At 62.8% G+C, this 15,895-nt stretch carries 13 protein-coding genes; 4 read left to right on the top strand and 9 right to left on the bottom strand.

From position 1 onward, the window contains the following. Nucleotides 1-2: 2 nt before the first annotated feature. Nucleotides 3-767, top strand: a complete 765-nt coding sequence (dhbA, locus tag DK842_RS14970) for a 2,3-dihydro-2,3-dihydroxybenzoate dehydrogenase (RefSeq protein WP_114062161.1) — start codon at nt 3-5, stop codon at nt 765-767. Nucleotides 768-913: 146 nt separating this feature from the next. Further along, nucleotides 914-2,017 (top strand): 3-deoxy-7-phosphoheptulonate synthase, encoded by a 1,104-nt coding sequence (locus tag DK842_RS14965; protein ID WP_198414552.1) that lies wholly within the window; start codon nt 914-916, stop codon nt 2,015-2,017. 96 nt (nt 2,018-2,113) lie between these two features. Here the strand turns inward: DK842_RS14965 and DK842_RS14960 are convergent, their stop codons facing one another. From DK842_RS14960 to rimP, 9 genes are all read right to left on the bottom strand, one after another. After that, a complete protein-coding gene (locus tag DK842_RS14960; protein WP_145964047.1) occupies nt 2,114-2,470 on the bottom strand; it encodes a hypothetical protein in 357 nt (118 codons plus the stop codon). A 173-nt stretch (nt 2,471-2,643) separates the two neighbouring features. Next, nucleotides 2,644-3,360: a hypothetical protein gene (locus tag DK842_RS14955; protein WP_198414551.1), complete on the bottom strand. Its 717-nt coding sequence runs from the start codon at nt 3,358-3,360 to the stop codon at nt 2,644-2,646. Between the two features lie 195 nt (nt 3,361-3,555). Further along, on the bottom strand, nt 3,556-5,700 hold the full coding sequence (gene pnp / locus DK842_RS14950; RefSeq protein ID WP_114062158.1) for a polyribonucleotide nucleotidyltransferase: 2,145 nt from the start codon (nt 5,698-5,700) through the stop codon (nt 3,556-3,558). Between the two features lie 195 nt (nt 5,701-5,895). Further along, nucleotides 5,896-6,165, bottom strand: a complete 270-nt coding sequence (gene rpsO / locus DK842_RS14945; RefSeq protein ID WP_114062157.1) for a 30S ribosomal protein S15 — start codon at nt 6,163-6,165, stop codon at nt 5,896-5,898. A 93-nt stretch (nt 6,166-6,258) separates the two neighbouring features. Then, nucleotides 6,259-7,179 (bottom strand): tRNA pseudouridine(55) synthase TruB, encoded by a 921-nt coding sequence (truB, locus tag DK842_RS14940; RefSeq protein ID WP_114062156.1) that lies wholly within the window; start codon nt 7,177-7,179, stop codon nt 6,259-6,261. Then, on the bottom strand, nt 7,176-7,595 hold the full coding sequence (gene rbfA / locus DK842_RS14935; protein WP_114062155.1) for a 30S ribosome-binding factor RbfA: 420 nt from the start codon (nt 7,593-7,595) through the stop codon (nt 7,176-7,178). The genes truB and rbfA overlap by 4 nt, the downstream gene beginning before the upstream one ends. Before the next feature lie 166 nt (nt 7,596-7,761). Beyond that, on the bottom strand, nt 7,762-10,665 hold the full coding sequence (infB, locus tag DK842_RS14930; RefSeq protein ID WP_114062154.1) for a translation initiation factor IF-2: 2,904 nt from the start codon (nt 10,663-10,665) through the stop codon (nt 7,762-7,764). A 39-nt stretch (nt 10,666-10,704) separates the two neighbouring features. Further along, nucleotides 10,705-12,183, bottom strand: a complete 1,479-nt coding sequence (gene nusA, locus DK842_RS14925) for a transcription termination factor NusA (protein WP_114062153.1) — start codon at nt 12,181-12,183, stop codon at nt 10,705-10,707. Nucleotides 12,184-12,234: 51 nt separating this feature from the next. Beyond that, entirely contained in the window at nt 12,235-12,660 is a 426-nt protein-coding gene (rimP, locus tag DK842_RS14920; protein WP_114062152.1) for a ribosome maturation factor RimP, read from the bottom strand. Nucleotides 12,661-12,962: 302 nt separating this feature from the next. Here rimP and DK842_RS14915 point away from each other — a divergent pair, with 302 nt between their 5' ends. After that, nucleotides 12,963-14,642, top strand: coding sequence for a long-chain-fatty-acid--CoA ligase (locus DK842_RS14915; RefSeq protein WP_114062151.1), 1,680 nt, complete (start codon nt 12,963-12,965; stop codon nt 14,640-14,642). A 113-nt stretch (nt 14,643-14,755) separates the two neighbouring features. Then, nucleotides 14,756-15,886 carry a PilT/PilU family type 4a pilus ATPase gene (locus DK842_RS14910; protein ID WP_114062150.1) on the top strand — a complete coding sequence of 377 codons (1,131 nt, stop codon included), beginning with the start codon at nt 14,756-14,758 and terminating at the stop codon, nt 15,884-15,886. The last annotated feature ends 9 nt before the right edge of the window (nt 15,887-15,895 follow it).

Below are 15,895 nucleotides of genomic sequence, written 5' to 3'. Positions count from 1 at the left end.
TCATGGTCGGACTGGATTTCACCGGCCAATGCGTGTGGGTGACCGGCGCGGCTCAGGGCATAGGCCAGGAAGTGGCTAAGCGTTTTGTCGAGGCCGGCGCGCGCGTCGTGGCGCTGGACCTGCAGTTCGAACAGCCCGCCGCCCATTGCGGCGTGCTGCGCGAGCTGCCGCTGGACATCCGCGACGCCGACGCCGTGGCCGCGTTGTGCCGCCGCCTGGCCGAAGAGGACGCGCTACCCGACGTGCTGGTCAACGCCGCCGGCGTGCTGCGCCTGGGCGCGTTCGACGCGCTGTCGATCGACGACTGGCAGCAATGCCTGGCCGTCAACGTCAGCGGACCATTCTACCTGCTGCGCGCGCTGATGCCGCACTTCAAGGCGCGCCGCGCCGGGGCCATCGTCAACGTCGCCTCCAACGCCGCCCACGTGCCGCGCATCGATATGGCCGCCTACGGCGCGTCCAAGGCGGCGATGGCCAGCCTCAGCCACAACGCCGCGCTTGAGCTGGCGCCGTACGGCGTGCGCTGCAACGTGGTGTCGCCCGGCTCCACCGACACGCCGATGCTGCGCGGCATGTGGCAGGACGAGCGCGGCGCCGCCCGCACCATCGCCGGCAAGCCGGAAGCGTTCCGCCTGGGCATCCCGCTGGGCAAGCTGGCCACCCCGGCCGACGTCGCCGGCGCGGTGCTGTACCTGGCTTCCGACCTGGCCGGCCACGTCACGATGCAGGACATCGTGGTGGACGGCGGCGCCACCCTGGCCGCCTGAACATGCGGAGCGTGCGGCAGGGAGAGGCTGGACGCGCCGTCGGCGCGCGGCCGCCCTGTCGCCGACACCGGGGCCGCGCGCCGGCCCTGCCGCAAACGACGGGCTGAATCCGCGGCTCGTTCGCGGATCATCCTGTGGAGAACATCATGACAACGCTTGCCAGGCCTCACAACGGCCTACTCGCGCCCGAACACAGCCACGCGCCGCCGTCCAGCCAGGCAGACTACCGCGCAATGGCCAGCCCCGCCGAACTATTGCGCAGCCTGCCGGCCAGCGCGCGCGCCAGCGCCTCGGTCCACGCCGGCCGCGACGCGGTGAAAAAAGTGCTGAGCGGGAACGATCCGCGCTGGCTGGTGGTGGTAGGCCCCTGCTCCATCCACGACCCGCGCGCCGGACTCGATTACGCCGCCCGGCTGGCTGATCTGGCCGCCGAACTGGACGACACGCTGCTGATCGTGATGCGCGCCTACTTCGAAAAGCCGCGCACCAGCGTGGGCTGGAAGGGCCTGATCAATGACCCCTACATGGACGACAGCTACTGCGTGGACGAGGGCATGCACATCGCCCGCCGCTTCCTCTTGGCCGCCGCCGAGCTGGGCCTGCCGCTGGCCGGAGAGGCGCTGGACCCGATGTCGCCGCTATACCTGGCCGATCTGTACAGCTGGATGGCGATAGGCGCACGCACCACCGAATCGCAAATCCACCGCGAGCTGGCATCAGCGCTGGACAGCGCAGTGGGCTTCAAAAACAGCACCGATGGCACCCTGGACGCGGCGCTCAACGCCATCGTCTCCGCCAGCGCGCCGCACGCCTACCTGGGCATGGGCAAGGATGGCCGGGTGGCGGTGGTGAACAGCCGCGGCAACCCGCACTGCCACCTGGTGCTGCGCGGCGGCGGCGGCCGGCCCAACTACGACTCGGTCAGCGTCGCGCTAGCGGAACAGGCCATGAAGAAGCACGACATCCCGCCGGCCATCATGGTGGACTGCGCGCATGCCAACTCGTGGAAGCAGCACACGCTGCAGCCGCGCGTGCTGGCCGATACGGTGTCCCAGATACGCCACGGCAACCGCAGCATCCGCGCCTTCATGCTGGAAAGTTTCCTCGAAGCCGGCAACCAGCCGATACCGGCCGATCTTGCCCAGTTGCGCTATGGCTGCTCGGTGACCGACCCCTGCGTGGACTGGCGCACCACCGCCGACATCCTGCGCGACGCCCGCGCCAAGTTGCGGCCGCTGTTGGATATTTGAAATATCTCATGGCAGATCATGCCCCTCGGCATGGTCTGCCCCGCCATCACCATCAGAACCACCATCCTGTCTAAACTGGCGCTCCCCCTCCTGGAGCTACGCTTTTTCCCTGTCCGGGCCAGCAGGCAGATGGGACTGAATGCTCTGCAAACCGTAAGTCCCCGCCCCCAACAACATCAGCCAAAGCAGACACCATTTCAGCCACCTTGCACGCAAGGTGACCAACCAAGCCACGAAACTGCCCGCGCTGATCAAAAGCGGCAGAAACTGCGCGAATAATGAAACCACCGCATAGTATTGCGGCAATTTCGGGTTCATGAATCCAATGCCGATCACGAAAAAAACAAAACCGTAAAAACAGCAAGCAAGAGCCAGGCCCGGCAAGAAAATGATGATGCGAAAAGCCAAGGATCGCCCTTCGACGCAGGCCCTTTCCAGATCCTCTGCTGACACACATCCTCCATAACATCCATGACGCGCGGATCGCCACATCATTAACATTTCCACGCCCCCGCGAAAATGCCATTAAAATTCATAGTGACAGCTAGTCAAAACAACCCGAAAAAATCTCTGACACAGCAAAAAACAAATCTGCCACAACTCACAAATCATCACCAAACAGGTAGTCAGTTCAAACTTGAAGTTGCCATACGTTTTTCATAAGCTGCTCTCTCCTCATCAATCTTATTGATAACCTGCTGCATGAGACTATCTCGGCTAAGCTCTCCACTCAAATCATCTCGAAGGGGCATTCCTGCATGCTTTCTCAACCTCTTGGCAACTGCTGAAACATGAAGTCCTAATTCCGCATAATCACGCTGTCTCGCCCAAAAAAACTCACCATAGTCCGGTGGACCATCGAACTCCAATATTCCGTCAAGCCTATTTTCGATACTTGCATGTTTATCTGGAATTTGAAGGATATCGAACATCAAACTTTCCGGCAGAACTTTCCATTCAACCTCTATTTCGAGAGGAAGAAAATTTGGCGCCCTCACAGTGACTTCATGGCAGCCATCAGCACCTGCAGGTCGACCATATGCAGTGCCATCATCGAAGGCCACGCTCAAACATCCATTCGCAAAACGATCCAAATGTGAAACCACCAATATCGACAAATATGATCTCTCTCGTTTTTCCTTCCTGCGATTGCTCCACCCCTCCTTAACTGCGATACAGATATTATTAAGAGTGGCTAACAAAACCTCAGGCGGTCGCTTGTAAGTTGCTGATCTTCCATGTGCGCCACTGCGCAAAATATAGGTTTTGTTAGCGGGTCTAAGCAACACGCCTAAAATACCCGTCCCTCCGCCAATAAGGGCTGCAATATGCGCATCGTTCACCAGAATGCCTCCTTTGGAAAACTTTCACCCGTCCATAGCGTAGTCTGTCTCAATCAGCATAAGCAAGCTTCGCACGTGAGTTGACCAAGAAAATCATACTTGGCCATATAGCCAAGCTAATGGCGCAAAAAAACCCCGCCGAAGCGGGGTTGTTTTCTTGCATGCCACCCCGCGAACGAGATGACGGCAAGCGGATTACTGCGCCTTCAGGCCGAAGGATTCAGCGGTCGCCTGGGCGGTTTTCGCTTCTTCTTCCAGCAGGGCCTTGATGGACAGGCGGATGCGGCCGCGGTCGTCCATTTCGATGGCCTTGACCTTCACCACTTGGCCTTCCTTCAGGTGGTCGGACACATTCTTGATGCGCTCATTGGCGATCTGCGAGATGTGAACCAGACCGTCCTTGCCCGGCAGGATGGAGACGATGGCGCCGACGTTGTTGTCGAGGATCTTGACCACGGTGCCTTCGTACACCTTGCCCACTTCCACTTCAACGGTGATCTCTTCGATACGCTTCTTGGCCGCTTCCGCGCCCTCGTTGCTCACCGAAGCGATGGTGATGGTGCCGTCTTCCTCGATGTTGATCTCGCAGCCGGTGTCCTTGGTGATGGAGCGGATGGTTTCGCCGCCCTTGCCGATCACTTCGCGGATCTTCTCCGGATTGATCTTCATCACGTACAGGCGCGGAGCGTGGGCGGACAGCTCTTGCGGGCCGTCCACGGCTTCCTTCATCAGGCCCAGGATGTGCAGACGGCCTTCCTTGGCCTGCTCCAGCGCAACCTGCATGATTTCCTTGGTGATGCCCTGGATCTTGATGTCCATCTGCAGCGCGGTGATGCCGCCTGCGGTGCCGGCCACCTTGAAGTCCATGTCGCCCAGGTGATCTTCATCGCCCAGGATGTCGGTCAGCACGGCGAAGCGGTTGCCTTCCAGGATCAGACCCATGGCGATGCCGGCCACGTGGGCCTTCAGCGGCACGCCGGCGGACAGCAGCGACAAGCAGCCGCCGCATACGGAAGCCATCGACGAGGAGCCGTTGGATTCAGTGATCTCGGACACCACGCGCATGGAGTAGCCGAATTCGTCTTCCGGCGGCAGCACCGCCACCAGGGCGCGCTTGGCCAGGCGGCCGTGGCCGATTTCGCGGCGCTTCGGCGGGCCCATGCGGCCGGCTTCGCCGGTGGAGTACGGCGGGAAGTTGTAGTGCAGCATGAAGCGTTCGGTGTACTCGCCGGCCAGCGCGTCGATGATCTGCTCGTCTTGCTTGGTGCCCAGCGTGGTCACCACCATGGCCTGGGTTTCGCCGCGGGTGAACAGGGCGGAGCCGTGGGTGCGCGGCAGCACGTTGTTGCGGATGCTGATCGGGCGCACGGTGCGGGTGTCGCGGCCGTCGATGCGCGCTTCGCCGGCCAGGATCTGGCCGCGGACGATTTCAGCTTCCAGGCCCTTGAAGATGCCCTTGATCTCGTTGGCCTTCAGGGTGTCGGTGTCTTCGTTGATCAGGCCGGTCTTGACAGCGTCCCAAGCTTCGTTGATGGCGACGGTGCGGGCTTGCTTCTGGCGCAGGCGGAAGGCTTCGGCCAGCTTCTCGCCGGCGATGCCGCGGATCTGCGCGATCAGCTCTTCGTTGGCGACCGGAGCGGCCCAGTCGAACATCACCGGGTTCACTTCGTCGGCCAGTTCGTTGATGGCCTGGATGGCGGCTTGCATTTGCTCGTGGCCGAACACCACGGCGCCCAGCATCACGGCTTCCGGCAGTTCCTTGGCTTCCGATTCCACCATCAGCACGGCGCGCTGGGTGCCGGCGACGACCAGGTCCATCTGCGAGGTTTGCAGTTCGGTCTTGGTCGGGTTCAGGATGTATTCGCCGTTGGCGTAGCCGACGCGGGCGGCGCCGATCGGGCCGGCGAACGGCAGGCCGGAGATGGCCAGGGCGGCGGAGGCGCCGATCATCGCCGGGATGTCCGAATCCACTTCCGGATTCAGCGACAGCACGGTGGCGACGATTTGCACGTCATGATAGAAGCCTTCCGGGAACAGCGGACGGATCGGACGGTCGATCAGGCGGCTGGTCAGCACTTCCTTCTCGGACTGCTTGCCTTCGCGCTTGAAGAAGCCGCCCGGGATCTTGCCGGCGGCGTAGGTGCGCTCCAGGTAGTCCACGGTCAGCGGGAAGAAGTCCTGGCCCGGCTTGACGTTCTTGCCGCCAACCACGCTGACCATGACGACGGTGTCGTCCACGGATACGACTACGGAGCCGGATGCCTGGCGGGCGATTTCGCCGGTTTCCAGGGTGACGGTCTGACGGCCGAACTGGAAGGTTTTAGTGATCTTGTTGAACACGAGGGTTTCCCTATCTTTGGTTCAATGTTGGAAATGCGCGAGCCGGATAAAACAACGGGAACCCCTAAAAATTCTGACCGGATGAAAGATCGGAATTTGTAGAGGCTCCCCCCGTTGTTACGACAATTTTACTCGCACAGCTGTCGGTGTGAAAAAGTCGCAGCGAGCTGCGACTTTTTCAAAACCGGATACCGATTACTTGCGCAGGCCCAGACGGGTGATCAGCGCGCGGTAGCTATCAGCGTCGGTGCGCTTCAGGTAGTCCAGCAGACGGCGACGACGGCTAACCAGCTTCAGCAGGCCACGACGGCTGTGGTGGTCCTTGGTGTTGGCCTTGAAGTGGGGGGTCAGGTCGTTGATGCGTGCGGTCAGCAGGGCCACTTGAACTTCGGACGAACCAGTGTCGCCTTCAGCGCGTTGGAAGCCTTTAACGATTTCTGCTTTTTGAGCGGCGGTCATTGCCATTTGGATTACTCCATTTCAGTAGGGGGTTTGAAAACCCGACAAGTGCGGCGAGCCGGAAAGCCCAACCCATTCCACACTCCGGTAGTTCGCGAATCAGGCCGAGGCCTGGTTCGCCAGGAGCCGGATCGGATGCAGGCGGCCATCGCCGCGCGCCTCGCCCAGCCCCACGAATTTCCGGGACGATTGCTCGTAAACCCGGAAGCGCTGCATTTTCTCACACTTTTGCTCAAAACGCACGGGCTGTCCGTGCAGAAACTTGCCGATCTCGCCTTCCGGCAGCTCCAGTTGCGGGAAATGCATCACCAACACGTCGGCCGGCATCAGCAAGGCCTCTCGCGCCGGCATCTCCAACTGCTCCAGATCGGCCAAGCCATGCGATTGCTGCAGGCTGAAACCGCCGGTGGCGGTGCGGCGCAGCGCGGTCAGATGCGCGCCGCAGCCCAGCGCCTCGCCCACATCGGAGGCCAAGGTTCTGATATAGGTGCCCTTGGTGCATAGCACGTCGATCTCGGCCGATACGCCGTCGAACGACAGCAATTCCAGCTGGCGAATGGTGACCTGGCGCGCCTCGCGCGGCACCTCGATGCCGGCCCGCGCATATTCGTACAGCGGCTTGCCCTGATGCTTCAGCGCCGAATACATCGGCGGCACCTGGCGGATTTCGCCGCGGAAGCGCTCCAGCGCGGCTTCCAGCTCTTCGCGGCTGAAGCTGACGGGCCGCTCGGATACCACCTCGCCCTCCACATCGCCCGTCGTCGTCACCACGCCGAACTTCACCGTGGCGCGGTAGCCCTTGTCCGCGTCCAAGAGATAGGACGAAAACTTGGTGGCTTCGCCCAGACACACCGGCAACAGGCCGGTGGCCAACGGGTCCAGCACGCCGGTGTGGCCGGCCTTGGCGGCGTTCAGCAACCAGCGCGCCTTTTGCAGCGCGTTGTTGCTGGAAATGTCGTAAGGCTTGTCGATCAGCAGCACGCCATCGATGGGGCGGCGGTTGCTGCGCGGCTTGCTCATTCGGCCTTGCCCTCTTCCTGGCCGGCATCGCCCTCTGCCAGGTCGCCGAACTTCTCGGCGTCCTCGCGCGCTACCTGGTTGATCAAGCTGGTGAGGTGCATGCCGCGCTCGACCGAATCGTCATAGACGAAATGCAGCTGCGGCATGCTGAACATCTTGATCGCGCGGCCCAACTCGTTGCGCAGATAGCCGGCGGAGCTGTCCAGCGCCTCCTGGGTGGCTTCGCGGGTGGAGTCCACCATCACCGTGTAGTACACCTTGGCGTGCGAGTAATCGCGCGTCACTTCCACCGAGGTGATGGTGATCCAGCCCGCGCGCGGGTCTTTCAGGCCCTTGCGGGTCAGCTCGGCCAGCTCGCGCTGGATCTGCTCAGACACGCGGTCCGAGCGGGAAAAACCTTTTTTGGCTTTGGCCATTTCACTTCCAGTTCTGTTCTAACGCGGCCCTTCCGGCCGCAAAGCCGCGGGACCCGTCCAAACGCACGCTGGAGCATGCGCTTGGACGGGCGTCGCGGCGAATATGAAAAAGGGCGAGCGCCCGCCGGCCTTTCGGCCGACGCGACACCCGCCCCTGGCGTCCCGATTACAGGGAACGCGCGACTTCCACGATCTCGAACGCTTCCAGCTGGTCGCCTTCCTGGATGTCGTTGAAGTTCTTCAGCATCAGGCCGCACTCGTAGCCTTGCTTCACTTCCTTCACGTCGTCCTTGAAGCGCTTCAGCGATTCCAGTTCGCCGGTGTGGATCACCACGTGGTTGCGGATCAGACGGATCGAAGCGGAGCGCTTGATCATGCCGTCGGTCACCATGCAACCCGCGATGTTGCCCACCTTGGAAACCGTGATCACCTGACGGATCTCGACGGTGCCCAGCACCTGTTCCTTCTTCTCCGGCGCCAGCATGCCGGACAGCGCGGCCTTCACCTCGTCCACCGCATCGTAAATGATGTTGTAGTAACGGATGTCGACACCTTCGTTTTCCGCCAGCTTGCGCGCCGCCGCGTCGGCTCGGGTGTTGAAGCCGATCACGATGGCCTTGGAGGCGATCGCCAGGTTGACGTCGGATTCGCTGATGCCGCCCACGCCAGAGTGCAGGATGGCCACGCGAACTTCTTCGGTGGACAGCTTCTGCAGGCTGCCGGCCAGCGCTTCGTACGAACCTTGCACGTCGGCCTTGATGATGATGGACAGGGTTTGCACCTCGCCTTCCGACATCTGGGCGAACATGTTCTCCAGCTTGGCTGCCTGCTGCTTGGCCAGACGCACGTCGCGGAACTTGCCGGCGCGGAACAAGGCGATTTCGCGCGCCTTCTTCTCGTCGGCCAGAGCCATCGCGTCTTCACCGGCTTGCGGCACGTCGGACAGACCCAGGATCTCCACCGGAATGGCCGGACCGGCCGAATCGATGGCCTTGCCGTTTTCGTCCATCATGGCGCGGACGCGGCCGAAGGCGGTGCCTGCCAGCACCACGTCGCCCTTCTTCAGGGTGCCGGACTGAACCAGCAGCGTGGCGACCGGACCGCGGCCCTTGTCGAGGCGGGCCTCGACGATGATGCCCTTGGCCAGGCTGTCGACCGGAGCCTTCAGCTCCAGCACTTCGGCTTGCAGCAGGATGGCTTCCAGCAGCGCGTCGATGTTCAGGCCCATCTTGGCCGACACTTCGACGAACTGGGTGTCGCCGCCCCAATCTTCCGGCACCACTTCATGCGCCACCAGCTCCTGGCGGATGCGCTCGACGTTAGCGCCCTGCTTGTCGATCTTGTTCACCGCCACCACCATCGGCACCTTGGCGGCCTTGGCGTGGTGGATCGCTTCGATCGTCTGCGGCATCACGCCGTCATCGGCCGCCACCACCAGCACCACGATGTCGGTGGCCTTGGCGCCGCGGGCACGCATCGCGGTAAACGCTTCGTGACCCGGGGTATCCAGGAAGGTGATCATGCCGCGCGGGGTTTCCACGTGGTAGGCGCCGATGTGCTGGGTAATGCCGCCGGCTTCGCCCGCGGCGACCTTGGCGCGGCGGATGTAGTCCAGCAGCGAGGTCTTGCCGTGGTCGACGTGGCCCATCACGGTCACCACCGGGGAACGCGACTGCTCGACCACTTCCACGGTCTCGCCGCCGGTCACGTCCAGATAGGCTTCCGGATCGTCCGCCTGCGCGGCCTTGCCGATGTGGCCCATTTCTTCGACCACGATCAACGCGGTTTCCTGATCCAGCACCTGGTTGATGGTGACCATCATGCCCATCTTCATCAGGGTCTTGATCACTTCAACCGCCTTCACCGCCATCTTGTGGGCCAGTTCGGCCACGGTGATGGTTTCCGGCACCAGAACCTCATGCACGATGGGCTCGGTCGGCGCCTGGAAAGCGTGTTGGTTGTTCTGCTTATTGCGGCCCTTGCCGCCGCGCGACTTCCAGTCGCTGCCGGCGTCGCCGCCCTTGGTCTTCAGACCGCGGCCGCCCTTCTTGTTGTCGTCCCAGCTGCGCTCGCCGCCCTTCTTGCCCTTGCCCGGACGGCTGCCGCCCGGAGCCGGAGACGACGGTTGCGACGGAGCCGCCGCGGCCGGAGCCGGACGCGGACCGCGATTGTCGCCTGCGGGACGCGGGCCACGGTCGCCTGCCGGACGCGGACCGCGGTCGCCGGCGCCAGCCGGACGCGGGCCACGATCGCCAGCCGGACGCGGACCACGGTCGCCGGCGCCAGCCGGACGCGGGCCGCGATCGCCGGCGCCAGCCGGGCGCGGACCGCGATCGCCGTTCGGCGCGCCGCGGCGGTCGTCGCTGCGACGCTCGTCGCGCTTGGGTTCGGCCGCGGGAGCCGGCGCCGGCGCGGGAGCCGGTTGCGAGGCCGCCAGCTTGGCGGCCTGGCGACGCTCTTCGCGCTCGATCTTTTCGCGCATCAGCGCTTCCTGACGGGCGCGGAACGCGGCCTGGCGCTTTTCCTCAGCCTCGCGCGCGGCGATTTCTTCCGGCGACAGGATGGAGGCGACCGTGCGCGGCGCCGGGGCGGCGGCCGGCTTCGGCTCGAGCTTCGGTTCCGGCTTGGCTTCCACCTTCGGCTCCGGTTTCGGCTCAGGCTTGGCCTCCACTTTCGGTTCCGGCTTGGCTTCTACCTTGGGCTCCGGCTTCGGTTCCGGCTTAGCCTCCACCGGCGCGGCGACAGGGGCCGCCTCGGCCGGCTTGGCCGCCTCAGCGCGCGGCGCGTCGTCCGGACGCGCCACCACGCGCTTCTTGCGGGTTTCCACGGTCACGGTGCTGCCATCGGCCTTCTTCACCTCGGAGGTGGACTTGCGGGTCAGCGTGATGCCGCTGTCCTCGCGCGCGCCATGCGAGCGTTTCAGGTAGTCCAGGAGCTGGGACTTGTCTTGTGCCGACAGGGTGTCATCCGGCGAGCGCTTGCTCACACCCGCGGCGCTCAGCTGCTCCAGCAGGCGTTCCGGCGTGAGATTCATCTCGCTGGCAAATTGTTTTACATTCGTCAAAACCATGCGTCTTCCCAAATTCCGTAAATACTTCCCGAGAAAGCCTTACTGGTTGAACCAGTGTTCGCGCGCCTTCATGATGATGGCGCGTGCAGCTTCCGCTTCCATGCCGGTCATGTCCACCAGATCGTCAACGGCCAGGTCGGCCAGATCGTCGCGGGTGTTCACGCCGCCGGCGGCCAGCTTGCGAACCAGCTCGGCATCCAGGCCTTCCATGTCCTTCAAGTCGTCGGATACGTTCTCGACCTGCTCTTCGGACGCGATGGCCTGCGTCAGGAGCGCATCACGGGCGCGGCTGCGCAGCTCGCCCACCAGCTCCTCGTTGAAGCCTTCGATTTCCAGCATTTCTTCCAGCGGCACGTAGGCCACTTCTTCCAGCGCGGCGAAGCCTTCGTTCACCAGCTTGGCGGCGGTCTCTTCATCCACGCTCAGCGCGGTGACGAACAACTGGCGCAGCGCCGCGTCCTCGGCCTGGTGCTTCTCCTCGGCCTCGGTCACAGTCATGATGTTCAAGTACCAACCGGTCAGCTCGGCGGCGAGCTTGACGTTCTGCCCGCTGCGACCGATGGCCAGCGCCAACTGCTCTTCCTCGACGATCACGTCCATGCTGTGATTGTCTTCGTCCACCATGATGCGACTCACCTCGGCCGGCGACAGCGCGTTGATCACGAACTGAGCCGGTTCCGGCGCCCACAGCACGATGTCGACGCGCTCGCCCGCCAGTTCCTGGGTCACGGCCTGGACGCGGGAGCCGCGCATGCCGATGCAGGTGCCTTGCGGGTCGATGCGGGCATCGTTGGCCTTGACCGCGATCTTGGCCCGCATGCCGGCGTCGCGCACGGCGGCGCGAATCTCCAGCATGCCTTCCTCGATCTCGGGCACTTCCAGCTCGAACAGCTTGACCAGGAATTCCGGCGCCGTGCGAGACAGGATCAGCTGCGGGCCGCGGCCCTGGCGATCGATGCGCAGCAAATACGCCTTCACGCGGTCGCCCACGCGCAGGTTTTCCTTAGGAATCATCTGATCGCGCGGCAGCACGGCTTCCAGCTTGCCGCACTCCACGATCGCGTTGCCGCGTTCGATGCGCTTGATGGTGCCGATCACCAGATGCTCGCGGCGCTGCAGGAATTCATTCAGCAACTGCTCGCGCTCCGCGTCGCGGATGCGCTGCAGAATCACCTGCTTGGCGGTCTGCGCGCCGATGCGGCCGAACTCGACAGCCTCCATCGGCTCCTCGATGACCGCGCCCAGTTCGATGCGCGGATCGCGGTCGCGCGCGTCGATCAGGCCGAGCTCCTTGCTATCGCTCTCGACAAGCGCGTCTTCCACCACCGTCCAGCGGCGAAAGGTCTGGTACTGGCCGGTGTGGCGATCGATTTCGACGCGCACATCCATCTCATCATCGGTAAACTTCTTTTTGGTCGCCGAGGCAAGCGCCATCTCAAGGGCGGAGAAAACCACGTCCTTGCTGACATTCTTCTCGCTCGCCAGGGCATCCACCAGCAACAAAATCTCGCGACTCATGCATTCCTCTCCGAATTTTGTCCTTTAGCGTGGGCTAAAGCCGTCCAGACATCAAAACTCAGGCTCGAGACGAGCCTTGTCGATGTTGGCGAACGGAATCTCCACGATGCGGCCATCCACATCCAGCTTCACGGAGTCGTTCTCGACCCCGGCAAGACGACCGGTAAATTTCTTCTGCTGCTCGATCGGCATCCGCGTCTTGATCTTGGCGAGCTGACCGGAGAAGCGGACAAAATCGGCCTCTTTCTTCAGCGGGCGGTCCAAGCCCGGCGAAGACACTTCCAAACGCTCGTAATCCACGTTTTCGACCATGAACAGCCGCGTGAAGTGATTGCTCACCAGCACGCAGTCTTCCACGGTGATGCCACCGGGCTTGTCGATAAACACGCGGAAACCGCCACCAGGGGTCATTTCGAAATCGACCAGCTCATAGCCCAGACCCGGCAGGGTGTTTTCCAGCAGCAAACGAACATCCATTGCTTTTTCCACAAATAAAAAATGGGCGAAACGCCCATCCCTAACCGCTGCGATTGTAACCTATTTCCGCAAAAAAGAAAACCGGTTCGGCCGGATCCTCCGCACGCCTTGGCGCGCTATGCCAGACAACTTTTGCGAGACGATTTCAGTTACGGTACATTACCGCGGATCAAACCCCGGTTTGATCGCAATGGCCGCACGGCCATCAACAACAACTATTAAATAGCGGCTCGCAAGACCAGTCGCCGCGACATCCCGCGACGAAGCTCGCTAAAACCCGCACGACGGAGAAACCCGGATTTATGGATAAGGTGTGGCTCAAAAACTACCAGCCCGGCGTCGCCCACGAGATCGACATCAACCAGTTCCAGTCGGTAACCGAGGTGTTCGACCGCAGCGTCAAGAAATTCAGCTCCCGGCCAGCGATGGCCTGCATGGACAAGGTGCTCAGCTATGCCGAGCTGGACGCGCTCAGCGGCCGCTTCGCCTCCTTCCTGCAGCATAGGCTGGGCGTGAAGAAAGGCGACCGCGTCGCCATCATGATGCCCAATCTGCTGCAATACCCGATCGCCGTGTTCGGCACGCTGCGCGCCGGCGGCGTGGTGGTCAACGTCAACCCGCTGTACACCCCGCGCGAACTGGAGCATCAGTTGAAGGACTCCGGCGCCGAAACCATCGTCATCCTGGAGAACTTCGCCGGCGTGCTGGAACAAGTGCTGCCGCGCACCCAGGTGAAGAACGTGGTGGTCGCCTCCATCGGCGAGCTGCTTGGTTTCCTCAAGGGCGCGCTGGTGAACTTCGTGGTGCGCAAGGTCAAGAAAATGGTGCCGCCATGGCACATCCCCGGCCATGTCCGCTTCGGCGACGCGCTGTCCATCGGCGCGGCCAAGCCCTACGACAAGGTGGCGCTGGGCCATGAAGACATCGCTTTCCTGCAATACACCGGCGGCACCACCGGCGTGGCCAAGGGCGCTGTGCTGCTGCACAAGAACATCGTCGCCAACATGCTGCAGGCTAGCGCCTGGGTGAACACCTTGGTGCGCGAGGGCCAGGAGGTGATCGTCACCGCCCTGCCGCTGTACCATATCTTCTCGCTGACCGCGAACCTGATGGTGTTCACCGAGCTGGGCGCGCTGAACGTGCTGATCACCAACCCGCGCGACATCTCCGGCTTCGTCAAGGAGCTGCGCAAGTATCCCATCACCTGCATCACCGGCGTCAACACCCTGTTCAACGCGCTGCTGAACCACCCGGAGTTCGCCAAGCTGAACTTCTCCACCTGGCGCCTGACGCTGGGCGGCGGCATGGCGGTGCAAAAGGCGGTGGCCGACAAATGGAAGTCCGTCACCGGCGTGACGCTGGCCGAAGCCTACGGCCTGACCGAAACCAGCCCGGCCGCCTGCATCAACCCTATGGATCTGAAGGAATACAACGGCACCATCGGCCTGCCGGTCCCCTCCACCGAGATCGAAATCCGCGACGCCGAAGGCAAGCCGGTCGCCCAGGGCGAACAGGGCGAGCTGTGCATCCGCGGCCCGCAAGTGATGCGCGGCTACTGGAACCGTCCGGACGAAACCGACAAGGTGCTGGGCGCCGACGGCTTCCTCGCCACCGGCGACATGGCCATGTTGACTCCGGAAGGCTTCGTCAAGCTGGTGGACCGCAAGAAGGACATGATCCTGGTCTCCGGCTTCAACGTCTATCCCAACGAGATCGAAGACGTGGTGGCCGGCCACCCCGACGTGCTGGAAGTGGCTTGCATCGGCGTGCCTGACGACAAGTCCGGCGAGGTGGTCAAGGTGTTCGTGGTGAAGAAAAACCCGGCGCTCACCGACAAGGACATCATCCGCTACTGCCGCGAAAACCTCACCGGCTACAAGGTGCCCAAGCTGGTGGAATTCCGCAGCGAGCTGCCCAAGACCAATGTCGGCAAGATCCTGCGCCGCGCGCTGCGCGACCAGGAAACCGCCAAGCAGGCCTGATCCCACCCGCCCCGCAACGCCGCCCTTCCGGGCGGCGTTTTGTTTTACCCGGAACAAACGCAAGATGGCTCTGCCCGGCTACACTAAAGCGATGCCCAATCCCGGAGCGCCCCATGCTGATGTTGCCGTTTTTCAAGCTGATGGCCGAAAAAAAGGCCAGCGACCTGTTTCTGACCAGTTTTTCGCCGCCGATGCTGAAGCTGGGCGGCGAGCTGACTCCGGTCAACGAGAAGCCGCTGACCGCCGACATGGTCAAGCAACTGGCCTACAGCCTGATGGACGAGGAGGAGATCGCCGTCTTCGAGCGCGAGCGGGAAATGAACCTGGGCCACCCAGTGCCCGGACTCGGCAGCTTCCGCGTCAACGTGTTCTGGCAGCGCGGCTCGGTGGGCATGGTGGTGCGCTACATCCTGCCCAGCATCCCCAGCATGGAAGAACTGCAGTTGCCGCCCAAGCTGGAGGAGCTGATCAAGCAAAAGCGCGGACTGATCCTGGTAGTGGGATCCACCGGCTCCGGCAAGAGCTCGACGGTGGCGGCCATGCTGCAAGCGCGCAATCGCAGCATGAAGGGCCACATTCTCACCATCGAAGACCCGATCGAGTTTTTGTTCCGCCACGACAAGTCCATCGTTAACCAGCGCGAGATCGGCTTCGACACGCTGTCCTACGCCCGCGCGCTGAAAAACGCGATGCGCGAAGCGCCTGACGTGCTGATGATAGGCGAAATCCGCGATCCGGAAACGCTGAGCCAGGCCATCGGCTACGCCCAGTCCGGCCACTTGTGCATTTCCACGCTGCACGGCAACAACAGTTACCACATGCTGAACCGCGTGATCAATTTCTTTCCGGCCGAAGCACGCGGCGCGCTGCTGATGGACCTGTCCGCCTCGCTGCGGGCGGTGATTTCACAGCGGCTGGTGGCCACGCTGGACGGCGGCCGCACGCCGGCGCTGGAGCTCTTGATCAACACGCCGCACATTTCGGAGTTGATTCGAACCGGAGAGATAGACAAAATCAAGGAGGCCATCGACGGCAGCATGAGCGATGGCGCGCAGACCTTCGAACAGGCGCTGTTCCAGCTCTACCAGGCCGGGCGGATCAGCCTGGACGAGGCGCTCAAGAACGCCGACTCGCCCACCAATCTGTACTGGCTGATCAACCAGACCAAGGAGGGCGGCAAAGGCGACGACAAACCTGGCCCCGCCAGCGCGGCCAGCTTCGACAGCATCAAACTGGACTTGTAAACCCACCCG

Source organism: Chromobacterium phragmitis (genome assembly GCF_003325475.1).
In the GTDB taxonomy this organism is placed as follows: domain Bacteria; phylum Pseudomonadota; class Gammaproteobacteria; order Burkholderiales; family Chromobacteriaceae; genus Chromobacterium; species Chromobacterium phragmitis.
This window is presented reverse-complemented; position numbering and strand designations above follow the sequence as displayed.